At 64.0% G+C, this 24,484-nt stretch carries 15 protein-coding genes; 7 read left to right on the top strand and 8 right to left on the bottom strand.

Annotation, left to right across the window (positions count from 1 at the left end; translation table 11 throughout):
- Positions 1-141: 141 nt before the first annotated feature.
- The 6 genes from FJ979_RS05850 (at position 142) to FJ979_RS05875 (ending at position 16,309) form a co-directional block, all read left to right on the top strand.
- Positions 142-12,603, top strand: a complete 12,462-nt coding sequence (locus FJ979_RS05850; protein ID WP_140580232.1) for an S-layer family protein — start codon at positions 142-144, stop codon at positions 12,601-12,603.
- Positions 12,604-12,842: 239 nt separating this feature from the next.
- On the top strand, positions 12,843-13,346 hold the full coding sequence (locus FJ979_RS05855; protein ID WP_140514061.1) for a tail fiber protein: 504 nt from the start codon (positions 12,843-12,845) through the stop codon (positions 13,344-13,346).
- A gap of 12 nt (positions 13,347-13,358) precedes the next feature.
- On the top strand, positions 13,359-13,862 hold the full coding sequence (locus FJ979_RS05860; protein WP_140514062.1) for a tail fiber protein: 504 nt from the start codon (positions 13,359-13,361) through the stop codon (positions 13,860-13,862).
- A gap of 12 nt (positions 13,863-13,874) precedes the next feature.
- A complete protein-coding gene (locus FJ979_RS05865; protein WP_140514063.1) occupies positions 13,875-14,402 on the top strand; it encodes a tail fiber protein in 528 nt (175 codons plus the stop codon).
- Between the two features lie 30 nt (positions 14,403-14,432).
- Positions 14,433-15,755 carry a hypothetical protein gene (locus tag FJ979_RS05870; protein ID WP_140514064.1) on the top strand — a complete coding sequence of 441 codons (1,323 nt, stop codon included), beginning with the start codon at positions 14,433-14,435 and terminating at the stop codon, positions 15,753-15,755.
- Between the two features lie 11 nt (positions 15,756-15,766).
- Entirely contained in the window at positions 15,767-16,309 is a 543-nt protein-coding gene (locus FJ979_RS05875) for a GNAT family N-acetyltransferase (protein WP_181168545.1), read from the top strand.
- Positions 16,310-16,455: 146 nt separating this feature from the next.
- Here the strand turns inward: FJ979_RS05875 and FJ979_RS05880 are convergent, their stop codons facing one another.
- A complete protein-coding gene (locus FJ979_RS05880; RefSeq protein WP_140492044.1) occupies positions 16,456-16,731 on the bottom strand; it encodes a hypothetical protein in 276 nt (91 codons plus the stop codon).
- A 498-nt stretch (positions 16,732-17,229) separates the two neighbouring features.
- Here FJ979_RS05880 and FJ979_RS05885 point away from each other — a divergent pair, with 498 nt between their 5' ends.
- Positions 17,230-18,027, top strand: a complete 798-nt coding sequence (locus FJ979_RS05885) for a SapC family protein (protein ID WP_140514066.1) — start codon at positions 17,230-17,232, stop codon at positions 18,025-18,027.
- A gap of 51 nt (positions 18,028-18,078) precedes the next feature.
- Here the strand turns inward: FJ979_RS05885 and FJ979_RS05890 are convergent, their stop codons facing one another.
- The 7 genes from FJ979_RS05890 to FJ979_RS05920 form a co-directional block, all read right to left on the bottom strand.
- The gene (locus FJ979_RS05890; RefSeq protein ID WP_140514067.1) at positions 18,079-18,642 is read right to left on the bottom strand and encodes a type 1 glutamine amidotransferase domain-containing protein; all 564 of its coding nucleotides are present in this window, start codon (positions 18,640-18,642) and stop codon (positions 18,079-18,081) included.
- 297 nt (positions 18,643-18,939) lie between these two features.
- Complete coding sequence (locus tag FJ979_RS05895; RefSeq protein ID WP_181165194.1) at positions 18,940-19,755, bottom strand: transporter substrate-binding domain-containing protein; 816 nt, start codon at positions 19,753-19,755, stop codon at positions 18,940-18,942.
- 38 nt (positions 19,756-19,793) lie between these two features.
- Entirely contained in the window at positions 19,794-20,453 is a 660-nt protein-coding gene (locus tag FJ979_RS05900) for an amino acid ABC transporter permease (protein ID WP_140492032.1), read from the bottom strand.
- Positions 20,450-21,094, bottom strand: coding sequence for an amino acid ABC transporter permease (locus FJ979_RS05905; protein WP_140514069.1), 645 nt, complete (start codon positions 21,092-21,094; stop codon positions 20,450-20,452). The genes FJ979_RS05900 and FJ979_RS05905 overlap by 4 nt, the downstream gene beginning before the upstream one ends.
- On the bottom strand, positions 21,091-21,852 hold the full coding sequence (locus tag FJ979_RS05910) for an amino acid ABC transporter ATP-binding protein (RefSeq protein WP_263483292.1): 762 nt from the start codon (positions 21,850-21,852) through the stop codon (positions 21,091-21,093). The genes FJ979_RS05905 and FJ979_RS05910 overlap by 4 nt, the downstream gene beginning before the upstream one ends.
- Positions 21,853-21,891: 39 nt before the next feature.
- Positions 21,892-23,061 (bottom strand): FAD-binding oxidoreductase, encoded by a 1,170-nt coding sequence (locus tag FJ979_RS05915; RefSeq protein WP_140514070.1) that lies wholly within the window; start codon positions 23,059-23,061, stop codon positions 21,892-21,894.
- A gap of 62 nt (positions 23,062-23,123) precedes the next feature.
- Entirely contained in the window at positions 23,124-24,422 is a 1,299-nt protein-coding gene (locus FJ979_RS05920; protein ID WP_224618152.1) for an aspartate aminotransferase family protein, read from the bottom strand.
- Positions 24,423-24,484 lie beyond the last annotated feature (62 nt).

Below are 24,484 nucleotides of genomic sequence, written 5' to 3' on the forward strand. Positions count from 1 at the left end.
CTTTACGGCGCAACAACAGCAGTCACGACGTTGGGGACTCGCTATACAATGGAATTCGCGCAAGAATTGGTGCGGGGGCGAGCAGTCCCCAAAGGGCGGCCAGGGATGGGAACTACCGAGACGTCTCGGCAGGTTGGGGAGATGGCGGCGCGCGGGGAGGATTTCCGCGCGCGCGTGGCCTATGGTCGCTCGCGTTTTGCAAGGCATCTCTGGAAGACGACGGCGCTTTCGACGCTGGCGCTGGCGTTGTCAGGCGTGGCCGCCTATGGCGACGACGCCCTCTGGCAGCCGCAGATACGCGCCATCATTGGCGCCGACAACAATGGCGGCAACGCCGCGCTCGAAGGCTTCATCCCGATCAAGCAGACCGCCGAATCGGTGCTGTTCCTGGATGTCAGGGCTAAGCACGATTTCAAGGACGCGTTCGGCCAGGATGTCGGCCTGGGCATTCGCCGCATCGTCAATCCCGACCTGATGCTCGGCGGCTACGCCTATCTCAACGTCGAGAACTACAACTCCAACCAGTTCACGTCAGCCACGCTGGGCGCCGAGGCCATCACCCCGCATTTCGACGCGCATGTGAACGTGCTCGTGCCGATCAAGGGTGACACGACGGACCATTCGGTCTCCTCGACCCTGTCGATGGTCTCGAACCAGTTGATCGAACAGATCTCGGTGCTCGACCATCGCGACTACGCTGCCTGGGGCATCGAGGGCGAGGTCGGCGCGCGGGTGCCGCTCAACCTTCCCGATAAGCATTCGCTGCGGCTCGACATAGGCGGTTACCATTTCGAGGATCCGCATGGCGACGACAGCGGCGTCACCGGGGTCAAGGCCGGCATCGAATATGAAATCGGCGATGTCTTCGGCACCGGAACGGCGCTGACCTTCACCGGCGAGGTGCGCAACGACAATCGCGACGACACCCAGTTCGCCGGCAGCGTGCGGCTGAGCATCCCGTTCAATCCCGGCCAAGGCGGCGCGGACAGCGGGCCGGAGCCGGTCTATCCGGTCAGCGAAGGCCTGCGCAAGCGCGTCAACGAGCGGGTGCGCGGCGACATCAGCGTCAGGATCCAGAGCCAGGAGCTGCCCGGCGGCTCGACGACGCGCGTCGCCATCAACGCCGCCACCAATGCCGCCTTCGGCAAGTTCTACTACGCCGATGGCGGCCTGGCCGGCGCCGGCACGCTGGCCGATCCGACGACGCTGGGCGACGCTGTGGCCAAGGCAGGCGCCGGCGGCTTCGTGGTGGCGCTGGGCGGCAACGGCAACATCACCACCACCGGCACGACGCTCGCAGACGGCCAGACCGTCATCGGCGGCGGCCAAAGCGTCACCGCGAAGCTGTTCGGCGGCGGCACCGGCACCTTCAATCTGGGCGGCAGCGACGGCACCATCCAGGGCACCAACGTCGCTAGCAACGTGATCGCGCTCGGCAATGGCGACACGCTGAACGGCATCACCATCACCGGCGGCGCCGACGGCATCTTCGGCAACAACATCACCGGCGCCACGCTGACCAATGTCACGGTGACAGGCGCCGGCGGCAATGGCGCCGCCTTCACCGGCACCTCGACCGGCATCACCGGTTCCAATTTCACCGCGACCGGCAACGGCCTCGACGGCCTGCACATCGAAGGTGACGGCACCTACAATTTCGCCGGCACGACGCTGCTCCAGGGCAATGGCGACGACGGGCTGGATGCCACCGGCCATGGCACCTATACATTCGCAACGCTTAACGCCAAGGACAATGCCGACCGCGGCATAACCGTTCAGGGCACCTCGACATCAGGCAGCTTCACCACCGCCGGCGGCACCGTGTCGGGCAATGGCGGCATCGGTGTCTATATCGATCCGATCACGGCGCATGTGGTGCTGGATTCGATCGCTCAGACCGGCGGTCCATCGGGCATCGTGCTCGATCAGGTCTCGGGCAGCTTCACCGTCAACGGCAGCATTACTATTTCGAACACGTCAGGGCCGGCGATCGCCATTTCCAACTCGCCGGCGTCGATCCGCTTCGGCGATATCGACATCAGCGCTCCCGCCGGCGACGGCATCTCGTTTACCGGCGTCAACGCGGCGGTTGTGGCCGGCGACATCGTCATCTCGGGCCTCGGCGTCGGCACCGGCCTCGACTTCTCCGGCAGCCATACGAACTTCACCGCACAGTCGCTCAACATCGCCGGCACGGGTGCGGCCGGCTCGATCGGCATCGACCTCACCTCGCCGACCTCGGGCGGGGCAACGATCGTCATCACCGATGGCGGTGCGATAGCAGGCGTCGACACCGGAATGCGCTTCGGCATTTCCGGCTCGCTGCTGAACTCGGCCAATGCCGAATTCTCCTTCGGCGGCGGTTCCATTGCCGGCAGCACCGCCTCGCTCGACGCGCGCGGCCTTAACCAGACGCTCGGCCACTACGCCTTCGGTTCGACCACCTTCAGCGGCCGGCAACTGTTCGACCAGCAGAATGTCATCTTCGTCGGCGCGGCCGCGACCGGCTCGGGCACCGGCTCCTCGTTGCTCGACCTTGCCTCGATTGCCGACGCCGATGCCAACCCCGACGGCACAGCGATCTTTGTGCTGGTCAATCGCGGCACCATCGACGACACCGACGGGTTCTCGCTGAGCGCCGGACAGACGCTGGCTTCCTTCGGCAACGGCCGCACATTCTCGCTCGGCGGCATCCCGGTTAACGTAACGGGCGACAACATCGCGCACACCAGCGCCGTCTCGGACGGCGCGGGCGCGGCGACGCTCACCAGTTCGGCCGGCGCGGACACTGTCACGCTGGCCAACAACAGCGCGCTGCTCGACTTCAACGTCTCGAACGCCAATCCGGGCGGCGGCAACGGCATCCACGGCAACAATGTCACCGGCGTGACGATAAGCGGCATGAATGTCAGCGGCGCCGGCCTGGACGGGCTGCTGTTCGAAGGCGCCAGCAACGTCGCGGCCAACAATGTGACCTCGACGAGCAACGCCAGCGAGGGCCTGCATATCGACGGCGACGGCAGTTATGCCTTCACCGGCACGACGACACTGTCGAACAATGCCGGCAATGGCCTGTTCGTCGGCGGCAACGGAACATATGCATTCCAGACGCTGAACGCCTCCAACAATTCCGGCTTCGGCGTCAACGTCCTCTCCACCACCGGCACGTTCAGCACCACCGGCGGCACGATCTCCGGCAATGGCGCGGCCGGCGTCGCCTTGCTCGGCGCCAATCTCGACGTCACGCTGGCCAGCCTGACGCAGGACGGTGGCCTGTTCGGCGCGACGTTGGCAGGCGTGTCGGGAAATTTCACCGTTTCCGGCGCGACGACGATCAGCAACACCGTCGTCGGCGGCCTCGGGATCTTCGACAGCACCGCCGATTTCACGTTCGGAGCCGTCGACATTTCGGACATCACCGCCCCCGGCGGCATCGGCATCGACGTCCAGAATTCCGGCGGCGCGGTCACCTTCGGCGGGCCGGTCATGCTGACCCATATCGGCAGCGAGGGCATCCTCGCCACCGACAACACCGGCACGCTCACCTTCAGTGGCCCGGTGAGCATGACCGGCCCCGGCGACGGCGTCTGGCTGGAAAACAACACCGGCGCCGTTTCGTTCGGCGGCGCCGTCACCATCGACCAGCCGCTCAGAAGCGGCATCGAGGTCGTCGGCAGCAACGGCGTCATCAGCTTCGACGACATCGACATCACCGGCCTGTGCAATTGCTCCACCGCGCTCGACCTCTCGGGCAGCACGTCGACCTTCACCGCCGCCACGCTCGACATCAGCGGCAGTTCCGGCGGCTCCTCGATCGGCGTCGACCTGTCCGGCACCAATGGCGGCTCGGTGACCATCGGCGGCGGCGCCATCACCGGTGTCGACACCGGCGTCCAGATGGGCACCAACGGCCTGGCCGGAACCACCGCCAGCACGGCGTTCTCGTTCGGCGCGGCCGGCGGCGCATCGATCACCGGCGTCATCGCCTCGCTCGACATGCGCGGCCTGCTGCCCGGCAGCGGCACCTATGCCTTCAACGGCACGCATCTGGTTGGACCGCAGCTGTTCGATGCAGCCAACGTCGTCTTCGTCGGTTCGAGCAGCACCGGAACGGGCGACGGCTCAAGCGTCGCCAACCTGATCGATGCCGCCGCGGCCGACGATCTGACCACCAATGCCAACACGACCTTCGTGCTGGTCAAGACCGCGGCCGTGCAGACCACCGACACCGATGCCAACGGCTTCACGCTGGCCAGCGGCCAGTCGCTGGTCTCCTTCGCCAACGGCGCCACCATCAGCCTGGGCGGTCCGCCGGCCAATGTCACCGGCACGGCGGTCGTCACCGGCGCGACACAGGCCGATCCGTTCGGCTTCGGTGGCGCGACGCTGAACAACGGCGGCGGCAACACCATCGACCTCGCCAGCGGCAACACCGTCTCCAACCTCAGCGTCAACAGCTCGTTCCTGGCGATCGACGGCACGGCGTCGATCAACGGCCTCACCAGCACTGGCGTGACGATCGTGGGCGGGACCATCGGGCTTTACCTCGGCAGCGCGTCGGGCGCGATCACGATCAACGATCTGACCATCCAAGGGTCGGTGCCGACCGGCGTCGTGCTGGCCAACACATCCGCGACGGTCGACTTCACCGGCACCACAACGATCGCCGGCGGCAGCAATATCGCGCTGCTGGTCAATAATTTCGGCGGCACCGCCAATTTCGCCGATCTCGACATATCAGGCGGCAGCGGCCTCGGCATCGTGATCCTCAACGGCTCGAGCGGAAGCCTGGCCTTCGGGGCGGCCAGCTCCATCGCCAATACCGGCGGCAGCGCGATCGTTATCGGCAGTTCGTTGGCCGACGTCACCTATGACGGCACGATTAGCCAGAGCAGCGCGGCAAAAGCCGTTAGGATCGACGGCACCACCGGCGGCCTGATCACATTCGGCGGCGCCATCACCTCGACCGGCACCGGCGGCCTCTTCGATATCGGGGAGATAACCGCTCCCACCGACACCGCGATCCGCTTCACGGGTCCGCTCACGGCGACCGGCGGCGGCGGCGCGTCGATCACCAGCCTTGGCGCCGACTCGACATTCGAGGTCAGCGGCACGCTGTCGATCACCGGCACGACCGGCGCCGCGCTGTCCATCTCGAATGCGGCCGGCAGCGCCACCTTCGGCACGACCAATGTGACGCTGGGCGCGACCAGCACTACCGGCATCGATTTCTCCGGCACCAACAACGACGTCAGCTTCGGCACGACCACCGTCAGCGGCCTCGGCGCGGGCGCCAGCCAGACCGCCATCGACTTCTCCGGCTCGGCCACGACCGCCGATTTCGGGCTGACGACGATCACCGGAAACGACGCCGCGAGCTCGCGCGGCATCGACCTGACCTCGACCACGGGCAACCGCACCATCACCTTCTTGACCGGATCGTCGATCTCAGGCGCCGGCATCGGCGTCGATCTGTCGTCCGGCCAGACGGCGGCGACCAGCGCCAACGCCAGCTTCACCTTCGGCGACGGCGAATTCGCCGACGCCAACGGCCGCAATTCGACGATCACCGCGGCGGCGGGCAATTTCACCGTCAACACCGTCGGTCTCGCCGCGCTCGGCAATTATGATTTCGATGACGTGCTCTTCACCGGCAGCGCGAATCTGGCCAGCGCCGTCGGCGGGGTGTTCATGGTGTCGCAAAATGGCGGCGTCATCGCCGCCGGCTCATTTGGGCTCAGTACGTCAGTCAATACCATCTCGGTTGCCGATGCCGATCTGAAGACCGGCACCCAGACCTTCGCCTTCGTCGGCACGGTCGACCTCAGCGGCACGCCGTTCACGCTCGATTCCGGCCAATCGATCACCGGCTTCGGCAACGGCAACGCCATCACCACGACCGGCACCATCCAGCCGGTGAACGTGCAGGGCAATCTCGGTGCCACCGGCGGCGACGTCACCGGCGACGAGGGCGTGGTCAAGAGCACGGGCAGCGATACCCTGCATCTGCTCGGCAGCAACCAAGTGCGCAACACCGCCTTCGACTTCACCGGCGGCAGCGGCTCGGTCTTCACCATCGACCAGAGCGCGGGCAGCTTCAACAATGCCGGCGGCATCGTCATCGAAGGCGTCACGGTCGGCAATGTCGGCGCCGGCCAGACGGCGTTCAAGGTCGCCGGCCTCGACAGCAATTTGTCGATCACCAACAACAACGTCAACGTCGCCGGCACGCTGCTCGACGTCGACGGCGGCGCCGGCAACATCACCGTGACGCGCGGCATCTTGCCCAACAGCGGGCCGGCCGGCACGCTGACCGGCGGCGGCATCTCGATCGCCAATCACGGCGGCGGTCTGATCAATTTCACCGACAAGGTGACTGTTGGCGGCAACGGCGTCTCGCTCACCAACAACGCCGGCACCGTCAACTTCACGGATGTGGACATTTCCACGAACGGCGCGACGGCGTTCAGCGCCAGCGGCGTCGGCACGGTCAATGTCCTGACGGGTACGGTCAATGCCACCAACGCGCAGGCGGTGGCCCTCGACGGCATCGCCGGCAATATCGATTTCGCCTCGACCAGCGCGTCGTTCGGTTCCGGCAGCGGCATCGACCTGCAGAACCTCAGCGGCACGTTCAATTTCGGCACCGGCACGCTGACCAACACCGGTTTGGGCACGGCCTTCAATGTCGGCTCGGGCACCAATGCGAGCGGCGGCAACGCGAACATATCCTACGCGGGCGCCATCGTCAGCAACGGCACCGGCGCGGCGGTCTCGGTCCAGGAACTGACCGGCGGTTCTGTGACGCTGTCGGGCAACCTGACCGATGGCCTTGCGGGCGCCGGCGGCAATATCGTCGTTGCCGGCATCGACAACGGCACGGCGGCGACCGTGACCTTCTCGGGCGCGACCAAGCAGATCAGCTCGGGCGCGACGGACGGCGTCAGCCTGATCGGCAACCCGAACGCCACGATCGGCTTCGGCAATGGCGGCCTTGACATAACGACGACGGCAGGAGCGGGTTTTGGCGCGGGCTCCGGCGGCACGATCAGCATCTCCGGCACCGGCAACACCATCACGACAACGACTGGAACCGCGCTCGATCTCGACGGCGCATCGGTCGGCGCGGGCGGCGTTATTTTCGATTCCGTTTCGGTCAATGGCGCGGCGACCGGCGTTTCGCTCAACAATATAGTCGGCGGCGCCATCGATCTCGGCGCGGTCGACCTGCAGAACATCACCTCGCGCGGTGTCGACATATCCGGCACGCTCGGCTCGACCTTGGGCTTCGACAGCCTGAACATCGGGCTCAATGCAGCCAATGCGGTCGGCTTCGACCTCAACGGCGCTGCGCTCGGCACGAGCAACATCAAGGCCGGCGATTTCGACGTCGACGGCGGCAGCTTCGCCGGCACTATCGGCATCGACATGGCCGGCACGACCGGCACCGGCACGATCCAGCTCGGCGACACTGCCAACAACAATCCGGCGGGCCAGACCTCGAAAATCGAAAATGTCGGCTATGGCGTCCAGTTCTCCAGCGCCACCAACGCCAGGCTGGTGTTCGGCGACGGCGCTGGCCTGGCCGAATCGACGATCGCGACCACCGGCGGCCAGGCCATCCATGCCATCGACACCCTGCCGACCAATGGCGACTACAATTTCAACGACGTCACCTTCACCGGCGACACGTCGAATCTGTCCGCTTACAAGGTCTACTACGTCACCACCGACGCCACCGGCGGCGGCGACGGCAGCTTCGTCAATCCAGGCACCTATGCCAACGCCCAGGCGTCCACGGCCAATGTCATCGTGCTGATCGACAAGAACGGCACCGGTAGCCAGGAAACGATCGACCTGAGCGGCACGTCGTTCCAGCTCGATGACGGGCAGGTGTTGCTCGCCTTCGGGCAAAACGATACGGCCATCGATGTCTCGCAGCTCGGTGTCGACACCAGCAGCGGCGCGTCGGCGGCATTCCACTTCACCACGGTGCAGAATTCGCCGATCATCGCCGCACCGGCCGGCATCGACACGCTGCGGCCGATCCTGCAGAGCAACACTGCCGGGTCGGTGATCACCCTGGCGACCAGTGGTACCAGCCCGATCACCGGCGGCATCGAGAATCTCATCATCCGCAACACCGGCACCGGCGCCGGTGTTGCCGTCGATGCGTCGGCCGCGTCGAGTTTCTTCCTCCGCAACAATGACATATCAGCCGGCGGCAGGGCGCTCGACTTCTCCACGACCGGTGCGGCGGCCAACACGCTGCTGCTTTCGATCGACGGCAATACGCTGCGATCGACGGGATCTGCGCTGGCCGCGTCCTTCGCCGGCCAGAACATCAGCGCGACGGACAATTCGATCGCCATCCGCTCCTTCGCCGGCAACACGGTGCTCGGCGGCACCGGCGGCGGCATTGCCTTCGACAATGTCACGTTCGACTCCACTGGCGCCGGCGGCACGGTCAGCGCCGGCACGCTCGACGTCGGCACATCAGGCGCGCGCGTCCAGGGCAACGGCCTTGCCTTCACCAGCACCAGCGGCACGCTCGATCTCGGCACGTTCACCACGTTCAATGATGGCGGCACTGGCGTCCTCGTCGACACCAAGGGCCCCCCGGCCACAACCTTTGCGCTGAACAGCAGCGGCGGCACCGTCGACACCATCAACGGCGTGGCGTTCAATCTCGATCCGCTGACCGTCAGCATGATCGTAAACAGCGTCAACGCCAGCGGCGGCGCCAGCGGCATCATCTTCGACGGCGTCGCCGGCACGTTCACGGTCACGGGCGCGACCACCGTCACCGGCACGACGGGTGCCGGCATCAGTTCGAACGCCAGCAATCCCACCGGCACCTTCAATTTCAACACGGTGACGGTGAACAACACGGCTTCGACGGGCGGCGGCATCGGCTGGGAGAGCGGCACGCTCAACGTCGGCGGGCTCGCCGACATCGATACGACCAGCGGGGCCGGCCTGTTCCAGGGCGGCGGCACGACCAGCTTCAACGGCGGGCTGACAATCGACACCACCACCGGCGCCGGCATTACCGGCCCCGGCGGGACGATCAACATCATCGCCACCGCCGGCAGCGAAACGGTGAATTCCACCAGCTACAAGGCGATCGATCTCACCAATGCCGCCCTCGACGTCGCGCTCGACTCGACGTCGTCCGGCGGCGGCGGTGTCGTCCTGACCCATGTCACCGGCACCGCCGGCCTCGGCACCGGCACGCTGAGCGGCGGCGGTGGCACGGCATTCAGCGTCGGCGGCGGCACCGTAAGCACCACCTATGGCGGCAACATCACCCAGGCGGGCAACGCCGCCCTGGTGTCGGTTTCAGCAGGCCATACGGGCACGCTGACCTTCTCGGGCACGCTGTCGGCAACCAACGGCACCGGCCTGCAGTTCGACAATGCCGACGGCACCTACAATTTCAACGGCACGACGACGTTGAATGGCGGCGACGCCGGCATCGATATCGTCAACAATTCGGGCGGCACGTTCAACTTCGGCACCGGCACCTCGATCACCAACCCGAACAGCACGGCCTTCAACGTCGACGCAAGCGCGGCGAACATCACCTATAGCGGCAACATCACCCAGGCCGGCAATGCCGCGCTGGTCGCCATCGCCGGCCACACCGCGGGAACGATCACCTTCCAGACGGGCACGCTGTCGGCAACCAACGGCACCGGCCTGCAATTCGACAATGCCGACGGCATCTACAATTTCAACGGCACGACGACACTGAATGGCGGCAATGCCAGCGTCGACATCCTCAACGATTCCGACGGCACGTTCGGCTTCGGCGTCGGCACCTCGATCACCAGCCCGAACGGAACCGCGTTCAGCGTCGATGGCGGTAACGCGACCGTTACCTATGCCGGCACGATCACACAAGGTACCGGCGGCCAGCGCCTAATCGTCGTCGCCGACACCACCGGCGGCGCGGTGAACTTCACCACCGCCCTGGCGAATGGGCTCAACGACACCAGCGGCACCGGCATCGTGGTAGACGGCGCGGCGGGTAACGTCACCGTCAACAATGCCAGCCTGACCGGGACGACCGGCATCACCATCCTTGGCGATGTGGCGAACAACGCGACCGGCACTTATACGTTCAACAACGTCGCTATCGACACGGTTGCCGGCGCGCTGACGAACCATGCGTTCGCCGTCGACGGCGATCAGGGTACGTTTACCAACGACGACGTGAGCGCCACGATCAATCTCAACAATGTCGACATCACCAACCCTGGCGGCAACGTCGCCAACATTCGCGGCATGGCTGGTGGCTCGGTCAATTTCGACAACGCCAGCTCCATCACCCGAAACGATGGCGGACTGGGCATCGTCGCGCTCAGCAACTCCGGCGGCACGATCAATTTCGGCGGCGCGTCGAAAACGCTCTCGACCGGCGCCAACGCCGCCGTGCTCCTGACCAGCAACGCCGGCGCGACCATCAACTTCACCAATGGCGGCCTGGCGATCACCACCACGAGCGGCATCGGCATCGGCGCCTCGGGCGGCGGCACGGTGACGGTGACGGGCGCTGGGAACTCCATCACCACGACGAGCGGTGTAGCGGTCAATCTCGACACCGTCATCGTAGCCGCCGCCGGCCTGAATTTCGCCACGACTACAAAAGGCGTCGGCGGCACCAGCGCCGTTGTCATGAATACGGTCACCGGCACTGGCACGGTCAGCCTCGGCGGCGGCTCTCTGGTCGGCGGCGCCGTGGCGGGCGTCAACGGCGCGGTAATCCGCATCGGCGATGGCCTCGGCACCGTCAACAGCGGCGGCACCGCGGGTCTCACCTATGCCGGTACCATCACCAGCGCTTCGGGCGAGGGGATCGATATCCAGGATCGCGCCGTGGGCGCGCAGGCTATCACGCTTTCGGGCAACATCTCGCATAACGTGGCGGGTCAGACAGGCATCCTGCTGGACGACAACGCCGCCGGCACCATCGCCTTCTCCGGTGCCTCCAAGTCGATCACGTCGGGCAGCGCGGCCGGCGTCAACCTGACCGACAACACCGGCGCGACGATCAACTTCACCAATGGCGGACTGGCGATCACCAGCACCAGCGGCACCGGCTTCGGCGCCACGGGCGGCGGCACGGTGACAGTGACAACCGGCGCCAATCCAAACACGATCACATCCGGTACCGGCACCGCGCTCAACGTCGCCAACACGACGATCGGCGCGAGCGGTCTCACATTCCGGAGCATTTCGGCTAACGGCGCCGCCAACGGCATCGTGCTCAACAACACCGGTGCCAGCGGCGGGTTGACGGTGACGGGCGACGGCGGCGGTGCGAACAATGGCTCGGGTGGAACAATCCAGAGCTCGACAGGAACCGGTATCAGGTTGATATCGACGGCCAACGTAAGCCTTGGCTACATGAATGTCCAAAACAGCGGCGACGACGGGCTATATCTGACCAATGTCACGAACTTCGCGCTCAATCGGGCCAATGTCACCAACAATGGCAACAGCACGACCGACGAAGGCATCCAGGTGGGCGAGAAAGTGGGCGCGCCGGGTCCGTCGGACGATCTTGCAGGCATTTTCGGCACCAACAGCATCACCAACAGCGTGGTCACCGGCAATGCCCACAGCAACGTCTACGTCTATCAGTCGTCGGGTACGCTGAATTCGCTGACGGTGACGGGAAGCACATTCAGCAATCTCACCGGCGCAAACGCCGCGAACTCCTTCGAATTCGAACTGGCGGGCTCAGCCGTGGTCAGTTCGGTCAACATCAGCGGGTCGACTTTCGCCAACAATAGGGATAGCCCCACCTCCGGTTATCGGGCACTGGACGTGAACGCCAACGACAGTTCTGGCATTTCGAGCTTCGTCGTTTCGGGAAATACGTTCGCCAACAATGGTATCCAGACCTCGTTTGCCGTCGGCAGCAGCGCCAGTGCGACGTTCAAGATACTCAACAACAATATGACCGGCAGCCAGCTTCAGGCGATCAATGTGTTCTCGTCGGCGATATCGACTGGCGGCTCGATTGTCGGAACGATCCAAGGTAACACTATCGGCAACGCCGCTTCCGCGGGGTCTGGTTCGACGCAAGGCCCGGGCATCAGCGTCCTTATCCAGGGCCAGACCGACTCGACCCTGCTCGTCAACAACAACACGATCCGCCAAGTCGGCCAGACCAGTGGTTCAGCAGGTATTTCCCTGGACTATCGAGGCGCCACAACCACCGGGCTTGGCCTCACGTCGCTCAACGATGTGACGGTCACGAACAACATCGTGCAGACTGATGCTCCAGCCTCGACGTTCCCCCTGGCAGCCATCTTCATCCGCGCGGACGATCAGGGCAGCCCGGCTCGAGTGCGCGCGGACGTCCGGGGCAATACTGTTCCTGCGACAGGATCCTATGACTATCCGACGTTCGACGGAAATGGAGCTCAGCTTGTCTTTGTGAACGTCGGAACTGCTTCAGTAGCTCAGTTGGTGGACAACTCGCCGGGTAGTGTCGACGCAACGGCCGAATTGCAGAGTCACAATACCGGTCTCATGTATGCAGATCCGACGGTGAACCTAATTATCGGTCCGATCAACACGCCGCCGTAACGGATTGTGGCAGCGCTAAACTTTATCTCATGCCGGTATTCTGCTTGATGTTTTTCGAATGTGAAGTATTGTTGAAGTAAGCGTCGGGCAAAGGCGTGATGTGCATCGAGGATACCGCAATGAAGATAAGGCCAGGCGTGATTATTCTGCGGTAAGTGCAGCGCAATCAGCTTTGCCGGATATCCGCACGACGCGTCGTGTTGCGATACTCTCTGAAAATCAGGCAAGCGGGAAGAAGCATGGCGGAACCATTTCTTTCGGAAATCAGGCTGTTCTCGTTCGATTTCGCGCCGAAGGGCTGGGCGTCATGCAGCGGTCAGCTTCTGCCGATCAACCAAAACCAAGCACTTTTCTCTCTGCTGGGAACGACGTTTGGCGGTGACGGCAGAGTAAATTTTGCGCTGCCTGATTATCGCGGACGTATTCCGATCCATGTCGGAGCCGGTCACGTTCTAGGCGAACGAGGCGGTGAACAGAACCATATATTGAGCATTCAGGAACTACCCGAGCACACACATGTCGCAAGCGGCTCTGCAGTCGATGGCACGCAGCCGATTCCGTCTGGCTCGTACCTCGGCAAGGCAGCACCCGCCAACCCTTATGCTGCACCGACGAATCTCGCGGCAATGGGCCTGGGGACCGTAGGCAATATTGGCGGAAGCCAGGCGCATACCAACATGCAGCCCTACCTTGCGTTGAATTTCTGTATCGCCCTGCAAGGCATTTTCCCGTCGCAGAACTGAGGACAAGCAATCATGGCACAACCTTATGTTGGTGAAGTCAGGATGTTTGCCGGCAATTTCCAGCCGGCTGGCTGGATGTTCTGCCAGGGTCAGCTGCTGCCGATCTCCGAGAACGAAACTCTGTTCCAGCTAATCGGCACCACCTATGGCGGTGACGGCCAATCGACCTTTGCACTGCCAGATCTACGCGGTCGCCTGCCGCTCAATCAAGGCAACGGTTTTTTTCTTGCCGGCAACGGGGGCATCGAAGAGGTAGCATTGTCGATCCAGCAGATCCCCGCGCATTCGCATCCGATGCTCGCGTCAAATACGCTCGGCAACGATCCTAATCCGGGCGGTCACCTAGCTGCGGAATCTTCGGCAATCAGTCTCTATTCGAATGCCGCTCCTTCCGTCGCGATGGGGGCTTCGTCGACTAGCCTCATCGGCCTGGCCCAGCCGCACTCAAATTACCAGCCTTATCTCTGCGTCAATTTCATCATCTCGCTGTTCGGCATATTTCCGTCGCCAACTTGAAGAGAGACTGTCATGGCCGATCCTTTCGTCGCCGAAATCCGCATCTTTCCGTTCAATTTCGCACCCAACGGTTGGGCGTGGTGTGACGGGCAGTTGCTGCCGCTGTCGCAGAACACAGCGCTGTTCTCGCTACTCGGCACCACCTATGGCGGCAACGGCCAGTCCAACTTTGCCTTGCCGGATTTACAAGGTGGAGCGCCGATGCATCCCGGCCAAGGCCCGGGTCTTTCGTTGCACTATCTCGGCGAGACTGGCGGCTCGGAGACCGTGCAACTGCTAGAGTCAGAGATGCCGGCCCACAATCACCCTCTTGTCGCGCAAGGCGCGGTTGCGAATAGAACGAACCCGGTCGGCAACTACTTTGCGCGTGCATCCGCCGGCACTCCATATGTTCCGGGCACGCCAATACCTGCGCTAACAGGCCTTGCGGATCAGGCACTCGCCCCCGCCGGCGGTGACCAGCCGCACAACAATTTGATGCCTTATCTCACCTGCTACTTCTGCATCGCGCTGCAAGGCGTCTTCCCGCCGAGAGGCTAAATTCCCCGCCAACAGGGCAGGACCAATATCATGGCCAAGACAGCAGAACCAAAATCGAAGGCCCCCACGGCCAAGACGCCGGCAGCAGTGCCAAGGACCGCCTCCAAGGCCCGCGAGAGCGCTCGCTCGCGGCGACCCGGTACTGCGCCGGCCTACCAGCACATGCCCGCCGGCGCGACGTTTTTCGAATTGTCGCGGCTGATGGTCGTCGGCATCGATTCGGCCAAGGGACAATTGATCCAGAAGGCACAGACATCGCCGAACGGACCATGGCCGTCGGCCTGGTCTGTCATCGCGCCCGGCGCCTGGGTGATCATGACCGCGGGTCTCACCAAGGATGGTCGCGTCGCCGTGGTCGCGCAGCCTTCGGGCACCACCAGCCTGTCCTTCATCACCGAGGACGCCAACCAGATCGGCCCGATCGACAAGTGGACCGCGCCGGTCGGCATCGGCGCGCCGCCCGGCGCCTTCAGCTACCAGAAGCTTTCCATGGCGCGCGATGCCGATGGCCGCATCGAGATCTTCCTCACCGACAATCTGGGCCGCGTCTGGTGGATCTACCAGAACCCGGATGTGATCGTGCAGGTGCAGAAGACCATCACGCCGCCCGGCACGACGACACCGATCGTCGTCACCGTCGACGAGCTCAGGCCGCCTGCCCAGCCGTGGAGCGCCTGGATTCAGCTGACCGGCCAGCTTGTGGCGATCACCGCGCTGCGCCAGGCAGACGGCCGCATAGCGCTGTTCGGCATCAACTCCGCCCTCCATCTCTATCGCTGCCAGCAGGCCAAGGCCCAGGCGCTGACGGTCGCCGACTGGACGCCATGGGTGCAGATCGACGCCGGCTACCCCTTCACGGAAATGGCACCTATCATCGGTCCGCTGGGCGGCACCAATCTGTTTGCCATGACGCAGCAGGGCCAGGTCCTGCACACCAAGCAATTGCCGGCCGGCTCCGACACCTGGACGGCCTGGGCGACGCCCGGCTACAGCAGGGTTCCCAAATATACGCTCTGCGCCGGCATCCAGGGCGACGGCGACATCATGCTGGTCGCCTCCGACCAGCAGCATGCTCACTCCTTCAACGCCCAATACGACGCCGCCACCCAGAACTGGTCGGGATGGCGCGATTTCAACGCCTCCGGCGCCAACACCCGCCTGTCGCTCGACTACAATGCCGATGGCCGTCTTGCCTTGTTCTCGATGATGATCCAGAACGACGGCACGAATGGTCTGTGGACCATCAATCAGATGGCCATGGACAGTTCGGAATGGGAGTGGACCTGGACGGCGCTGGCCACCAGCAACCTCAAGCAGATTGCCGTGGTGCGCGACCTGACGCCGCCGGTGTGACGTCAGGCAGCATGACAGAAGCGAAACAGGCGCAGCGGCTCCCGACCTGGCCGCGGTCGCGGCAGGCCGGCCTCGCTTTCCGCGCCGCCGCGGAGGCCGACATGCCGTTCCTGGCGCGGCTCTACTCTTCGACGCGCATGGAAGAGCTCGCCGTGACGGACTGGAGCGAGGCGCAGAAGGCCGCCTTCCTCGACATGCAGTTCCAGGCGCAGCACGCGCATTACCGCAAGCATTATCCCGAGGCCGACTGGCTGGTGGTGGAGCGGGCCGGACAGCCCATAGGCCGCCTCTACATCGAGCGCTGGCCGAGCCAGCACCGCATCATCGACATCGCCTTGCTGCCGGCCCATCGCCGCAAGGGCCACGGCGCCGCACTGCTGCGCGACCTCATCGACGAGGCATGGTCATCGGGCAAATCGGCCTCGATCCATGTCGAGAAGAACAATCCGGCCAGGCGGCTCTATCTCGAGCTCGGCTTCGCAGCGGTCGAGGACAAGGGTGTCTACGATCTCATGGCATGCGCGCCGCCGCGGGGTGGCGCAGACAGTGGGTGAACGGGGACGCCATCCGCTTCGTCATTCCCGGGCCGAGAATCCTGTTCCGGTCGTCGCACAATTCGGCGGTGCTTGTTCGGTATCGATCCTTCGCGCCAGCGTCTCACAAATCGCACCGCTGCTGCGCTCACGCCTGCTTCCAAACTCTAATTGAACACCGCCTCATACAGCCGCCCCGTAGCGTCGGCGGCCACGGGCACGATGAAGATATCGTGGGTCGCGCCACTGCCGGCGAAGCGGTAAGTCGCCTGCGGCAGCGCGGTTTCGCGCGGACCCTTGAACAGCAGCGAGAAACCGCCGCCCGGGCGCGGGCTGGAGGCGATGCGGTTGACCGCGCTCAATTCGAGCGCGATCTGCCTGCCGCCGGCCTCGACGGTGAATGCCTGTCCGACCGCCTGTTCGAAATCCGATGCCGACGCCATGCCACCCCGCCTCAAAGCGCTTGCTGAGCGGGCGGCCAAGGGCAGACCCGCTCCGGTTCCTCATATCCTCGCAATTTCCGGACGCAAGACCGCTACGGCTCCCGGATTTTGCCATGCGAGGCCACTGTCGCCGCTTCGCGGCAAGCTGTCCATAGAGCCATTCCAGGAAAAGTGTGTACGGTCTTCCCGGGAAAGCGCGCAGCGCTTTCCCTGGGGAATTGCGCAAAAACAAAGAGATAGCGCGGCTCGCCGTTTCCGCGAAATGGTGAACCGCTCCAGGGCCGGCATGGTTGCGGGCGTCCCGCAAGGCGATTAGGGCGCAAACGCCAAAATACAGCAGCGCGTGTCCTTTTATGCGCGCCGGCGACGCTGTAGTACTTTGTCCCTGCGCAGGATTGCTTCGAAGCAAGGCCGGCGCGACAAGAACAGACCCCGCTTTGGGAATTCAATGCTGGACGGGCCGGCCTGGTTGGCCGGCGCGAGGAGGAAAACGGACACATGGCTGACAGCGGTGCGAAGACGGAAACGGCGGGCGAGACCTTGCCGCTGTTCTATTCCAGGCCCGAGGCGCTCAATCCGGCGCGGCACGGCTCGCTCGGCCTGACGGCGCGCAGCGATTTCTCCTTCGCCCGCTCGGCGCATGCCATCCCTGTGGTGGCCTCGGAAATGCCGGCGGCGATGCGCTCCTACCCAATCGTTTTCATCGGCGCCGCCAAGGCGCCCGTCATCATCACCGGCCTGCGCCAGGACGAGAACCTGTTCGTCGACGCCGACGGCAACTGGGCCGGGCCGCACTACATCCCCGCCTATGTCCGCCGCTATCCCTTCATTCTCGCCGACGATCCCAAGCAGCCCGGCCGGCTGACGCTGTGCGTCGACCGGGCGAGCGAGCGCGTCATCGACCAGCTGCTGGCGCCGTTCCGCGACGACAAGGTGCTGCCGTTCTTCAGCGGCAACGAGGCGACCGAGGCGACGAAGCAGGCGCTCGCCTTCTGCAACCAGTTCCAGATCGACTTCAGGGCGACCCGCGAGATGGTCGACAAGATCGACGCGCATGCCCTGTTCGCGCCGCGCCAGAGCAAGGTGACGCTGGAAGGAGGCGAGGTGCTGAACCTCACCGATTTCCAGGTGATAGACGAGGCTGCCTTCAACAGATTGAGCGACGAGGCCTTCCTCGACCTGAGAAAGTCAGGCGCGCTCAGCCTGCTCTACTGCCACCTTGCTTCGACCAACAGCTGGACGTCGCTGGTGCATCAGGCGTCGCTGCGCAAGGCGGAGGGGGCGAAGAGCGCCTGAACAACCCACGCCGAGATCCTTCGCGGCGCGGCTGGGGAACAAGGTTCGGTGCTAAGCCGCGGCCCGCCTGTCGTGCCGCCCTTCCCTGATCTCCTCCGTGAGCTTGTCGCAGAAGGCCTCGAGATCGCCGGGATTGCGACTGGTGACCAGCCCCTGGTCGGTGACGACCTCGCTGTCTTGCCACAGGCCGCCGGCATTGATCACGTCGGTCTTGATCGACTTGTAGGATGTGACGCGGCGGGCTTTGATGATCCCGGTCTCGACCAGAAGCCAGGGCGCATGGCAGATCGCGCCGACGACCTTGTTGGCCGACCAGAACGAACTGATGAAATCCAGCGCCTTGCGCTCGACCCGCAAGAGGTCGGGATTGATGACGCCGCCGGGCAGAACGATCGCATCGTAGGCATCGGCGCGGGCCTCGTCCAAGGTCTTGTCGACCGGAACTTCGCGGCCCCAATCCTTGTGGTCCCAGCCCTTGATCTTGCCGCTTTCGAGCGACACGATTTCGACCTCGGCGCCGGCCTGGCGCAGCTTGTTCAGCGGTACCTCAAGCTCGGACTGTTCAAAACCATTCGTCGCAAGGATGGCGACGCGCTTGCCGGAAATATCCTGCATCGTTTTTCTCCATGATTGGATTGGATGCAGGGCTAACGAGCCTGAACCGGTACCGTTCCTCGCTGTAACCTTATGTGACCGGAGGGATCTGTGGTGCGCTGTACTGCACCACGGGTCTCCTTTCCTCATCAGCTCTCCTTAGTGAAGGACTGTTACCCTTTTCGTGTCTCAGACTCGGGGTGCACTACGGAATTCTGCTCGCGGATCGCAGCCGCGCGGCAAACGTACAGGCCGCCCCCCGCACCCGGTTTTCTTCCTAGAAGCGGGGCAGGCAGGGCGGCCCTTCATACCAGCGGCTTACTCGATGACGCGGGCTTCACCGACATCTGCGGCCGACGGATCCAGCCCGTAAGCCTTGAGCGCTTCGGCGATAGCCCCGTTCTTCCGGTAGACATCGAGCGAAGCGTCAACCGCCTTAACGAAGCCCTCATTGCTCTTGTCCAGCAGGAAGGCGGTCTGCGACGGGTTCATGGTCGCATCGATGCGCGGATCCGGCTTCAGGACATGCACCTTGTAGTTCTGCCCTTCGTTCTGAATGACAGCGGAGCCGAAGCCGTCGAGCGCCGCCTCAATACGACCGGCATGAAGGTCCTGAGCGAGGTTCAGCGACGACGGATAGGTCTTGGAGCCTTCGTAGAGCTTCTCCATGTCCTGGACCCACAGATATCCTTCCACGGTGCCGACCTTCTTGCCCAGCAGACCGTCGACGGTATCAATGCCGTTGGTCGAGGTGACGGACAGTTGGTCGAGATAGACCGGCGTGGACAGAGCGACGACCTTCGCGCGGGCGGCGGTACGATAGAAGCCGCCAAGCGCGATGTCCGCGCGCCGCGACTGAACTGCGGAAACCGCGCCTGGATATGTGAATATCTCATAAGCGATCTCCAGGCAGTTCTCCTTGGCAAAACGCTTCACGAGATCGCCGTCGATACCCGCGATGCCGCCGTCTTTTTCGAGCGAATACGGAGCGGTGTTGGTGAGCGCGACGGTGAGTTTGCCCGCCGACACGGTTTCGAAAGCATGCTGCGGCTTGCAATCCTGTGCGGACGCGACGCTGGCACCCAAGGCCGTGGCAATGGCTGCGGCCGAGATGATCTTACTCCAATTTTTCACTTTGCTCTCCTCTGACATTGATGGTTTTTGATTGCAGGTCAGCCGAGATGGCTGCCCAGCCTACGTTCGGTGTACGAGACCAGCCACCCGAACGGGACGGTGATGGCGAGGTAGAACAGGCCCGCCAGGATCAGGACATCGAGGTAGAGGTAGGTGGCCGCACCCACGCGATAGGCGCGCGCCAGAAGTTCGGGGATGGCGATCGTGTATGTAAGGGCCGTCGCCTGGAAGATGAGAATGGCAAAGCCCATCAGCGCGGGTATTGCGAACAGGATTCCCTGGGGGACCACCACGAAGCGCAGGATGTCCCGGCGGGTCATGCCGAGCGCCAAGCCCGCCTCGATCTCACAATGCGGAACCGCGTTCAGACCGGCCCGAAGGATCTCGCTGGTGTAGGCGCCTGTCGTTAGCGCCAACGCAATCACGCCAGAGGTGAAGGCACTTACGGTCATCCCCGAAGCAGGCAATCCATAGTAGACCATCTGCAGGACGACGAGTGCAGGCGCGCCGCGCCCGATCTCGACCAGTACCACCGCGAAATAGCGGACGAGCCTGTTTCCAGAGGAGGAGGCAAGCGCAAGAACGAGACCGATAGGCAATCCGAACAGCAGCGCCAGGCCCGCCAACTGGAGACTGACAAGAACTCCTTGGAAAAGCTGGGGGGACCAGTCCAGCCAGTTGGCCAGCATCTCGCTCATTTCGCTTGCCCTCTTGAGCGCAGCCGCTCGTCCACGGCGCGTGCCAACACGACAATGGGTATCGACAGCGCGATGTAGAGAAGCGCAGCGAAAATGAACGGCATGAAGCTGCCGCCTCCGCCTTGGGCCTGCTGCGATGCGTACATCATCACGTCGCGGACACCGATCGTGGAGGCCACGGTCGTGTCTTTGAGCAGGCTGACAAGAAAGGTCGCCATGGGCGGAACCGAGACGCGCAGGACCTGCGGCGCCAGGATGTAGCGCAGCGTATCCAGGCGCGTCATACCGAGCGCCGTGGACGCCTCCCGCTGGCCCTTCGAGAGGGCCAGGAAGCCACCCCTGTAGATTTCAGCGAGATAGGCCGTTGATACCAGCCCCATACCCAGGATGGCAGCCTGATAGGAACTGAGAACGATCACTCCGCTGCCCAATCCGAAGAAGATAATGAACAGCCAGACGATCGGCGGGATTCCCCGGACAACGTCGATGTATATGCGCGCCGGCATGCTTAGAAGGAGCCACCGGGAACGTCGCATCAGCACCAGCGGCACGGCTGCGATGGCCCCGACTGCGAAAGCGCCGAAGGTCACCAGCAGCGTGGCCGGAACGCCTCTGAGCAGTGAAACCAGCAGGTCGATCATCTGCGATCGACCACGGCACGGAAGAACTGCCGCGTGCGCGGCGACGACGGGTTGCGGATCACGGCATCAGGCGGACCCTGCTCGATGATCTCTCCATTGGCCATGACGATCACGCGGTCGGCGACGTCTGCGGCAAAGGCGATCTCGTGCGTGACGATGATCATTGTCATGCCTTCCTGGGCGAGCTCGCGCATCACGGCCAACACCTCAAGCCCGAGTTCGGGATCCAGGGCGCTCGTGGGTTCGTCGAAGAGCATCACCTTGGGGTCAAGAGCCAGGGCGCGTGCGATCGCGATACGCTGCTGCTGGCCACCCGACAGGCGCGCCGGGTAGGAGTGCGCCTTGTCCGTAAGGTGTACGCGTTCGAGCAATTGGGCGGTGCGCGCGTCCGCCTGCTCCCTGGTGCGCCCCAGAACCCGCATCTGCGGCAGCGAAATGTTGCGCTGCACGGTCATGTGCGGAAACAGGTTGAAGGACTGGAAAACCATCCCGGTGGAACGTCGGAGCCTCAACAGCTCTCCGGCGGACAGATTGCGGTCGACCGAAAACCGGATGGCGCCCACTTCGAGGGTACCGGATGACGGCTGTTCGAGCATGTTGATCGCACGCAGCAGCGTGCTCTTCCCCGCGCCGCTGGGTCCGACGATCGCCACGACCTCGCCGCGCGTAATGTCGAGCGAGACGTTTTTCACGGCGTGATGGCCGCCATAGATCACGTTGATGTTCTTGATGCGGACGATGTTTTCTGCCTCGGGCATGGCTTCTTTGTCCTTGCGCTAACGCCGGTGTCCTACTGGTCAAGCCGCCGCAGTATGTACGGCGGGGACGTTTCTTTCCGGAGTTGGAGCGAGACTCTCGGTGCCTGGGATCGATGCGGGAGAGCCCTTGAGCACCCAGTCCGCGACGATCAGGCCTATCACCGGCGCGAGCTGGATCCCGTAGCCGCCCGCACCGGCCGCGGTGATCAGACCGGGCTCGGACTGATCGACTGGTCCGACATGGGGACGGTGGTCGGCGGTGACAGGGTAGAGGCCTGCCCAGCCCCGGCCGAGCCGGGCGCCCGGCAGATCAGGCACGCGCTCGATCAGCATCTCGGCCAGCATGACCTTGGACCCTTCCTCGCACTGCTCGTTGTAATTGTCCGGATCCTCGGGCGAGGGCGAACTTACCTTGTGTATCTCGGCGATGAGCTCGCTCGCTTTCTCGTGCCGAAAGTTGAGTCCGGTGCCCTGCCCGTTCACCAGATCCATGACCATCGGCATTGTGTAGGGGAGCGGCGCGTCCAGGTGGATTGTCAGCGCCTCGTGGCGCTCGGGGTGGATGTGAAGCGTCTGTCCAAGCATCTCGGCAACGCGTGGCGCCCAGGCGCCTGCCGCGTTCACGACGAAGTCGCAGCCGATCGGACCCTTGCTGGTGTCCAACCGATAGCCACCGGATGTCCGCGCGACACCAAGCAGCTTGCGGAACTGGAAAACCTCGGAGCCGAGCTTCTTCACCTCTTGCGCCAGCAACGTGCACATTTCGTGGGGATCGAGGAAGCCGTCGTCCGGCCCGAAGATGCCGCCTTCGAGCCCATCTGAACTCAAGTGCGGCACGAGCTGCTGGAGCTCGTTCGCCTGGTAGACCCTGGACCTGAAGCCGGCATCGCGCTGGATCTCCACCGAGCGGGCGAACAGTTCCATCTGCTCGGAGGTGCGCGCCAGACGCAGATAGCCGATAGGGTTGAAGCCGAGACCGAGGCGCTCCTGCCATCGACGGATGCGCTGCACGGATTGCATGCGCAGCTGGATCTCGAACGAATCCGTCAGCTGTGTGCCAACGACGCCGACCGAGCGGCCGCTGGATCCTGACGCAATGGATTGTGCGTCGATGACGGTGACGCGAGCGCCCTGTTCCGCGAGCGCGTGCGCAGAGCACATGCCGAGGGTGCCTGCACCGATGACGACGACGTGAGGAGAAGCTGTCATGTGACTTCCATCTGTTGCTGCGTCGTCCCGTGCCGGATGGATCCGGCGCCGGACGCGCTACGTCATTGCTTCGCCGCGATTGCTGCGAGGGCGCCGTCGATTGCGGAAAGGATTTCGCGTGCGTCTTCCTCGGTCATCGAGGTGGAAAGCGCGAAGAGTCCGTAACTCGCCGAAAGCACGCCGCGGTCGAGCAGACCCTTGTGGAACAGGTCGAGCTTCGTGCGTTCGGACGCACCCGGATAGACCGACCGATAGTCCGTGATCGGCAACGCCGTGAAATGGACTTTGAAGAGCGAGCCGAGACCGACGCACTGCCCGTTGAGGCCGTGGCGAGCAAGCGAGGCCGTGATGCCGTCGCGAAGCAGGCTGCCGATAGCGTCCAGATGCGCGAAGCTGGCCGGGGTCAACGCGCGCATCGCCGCCAGACCGGCTCGCATCGTCACCGGGTTCGCGGTGAAGGTGCCGCCATGCGGCAATGCAGGCTTGCCTCGCGTTGGATCGAACACCGCCATCACGTCGGCGCGGCCGCCGACGGCGCCGACCGGGAACCCTCCGCCGATGATCTTGCCGAGAGCCGTCAGATCGGGCGTGATGCTCCACAGGCCCTGCGCCCCCGAATAGCCAAGGCGGAGCGAGATCACCTCGTCGAAGATCACCAGCGAGCCGGCGGCATGAGCGATCTCGACCATCGCGTCGAGATAATCCTTCCGCGCGGGAATAAGTCCGGCGCGGTTCGGCATCGGGTCGATCAGAACACCCGCTATCGAGTCTCCATGCGCGTCGAAGACGGCACGCAGCGCCTCCGTATCGTTGAACGGCACCGCGATGACGTCGTCGAGAACTCCCTTCGGCGTGCCTTTCGCGTATGCCGTCGAGGCAGGCATGTCGCCCCAGTTGGCGGGCGAGCTGTCCAGGCTGACTTCCGCGAAGTCGTAGGAGCCATGGTAGGCACCTTCGATCTTGACGATCTTCGGCCGCTCAGTGAACGCCCGAGCCGCCTTGATCGCCATCATGACGCCTTCCGTGCCGGAGTTGGCGAAGCGAACCTGCTCGACCGACGGGAGGCGCTCCACCAACAGTTCAGCAAGATCAAGTTCGCTCTCGGTGGGCGCTCCGAAAGCCGATCCCCGGGGCATCTGGTCCACCACCGCCGCCGTGACGGCGGGATGGCCGTAGCCATGGATCATGGCCGTGAAATTGTTGATGCAGTCGTAGTAGACGTTTCCATCGACGTCCCAGACGCGGCAGCCCTCGCCGCGCTGGGCATAGATCGGAAACGGGTCGATGAAGACCGTTGTCCGGGTGTTCCCTCCCGGCATGACCTTGCGGGCCCGTTCGAACATCTCGCGGGATTTCGACATTGAATCTGGATAGTGGCGCATAATCTTGTAAACCGATGAAGGAGACAGCCTTGGATGGCCGC

Origin of the sequence: Mesorhizobium sp. B1-1-6 (assembly GCF_006443035.1) — a bacterium.
Classification (GTDB): Bacteria; Pseudomonadota; Alphaproteobacteria; order Rhizobiales; family Rhizobiaceae; genus Mesorhizobium.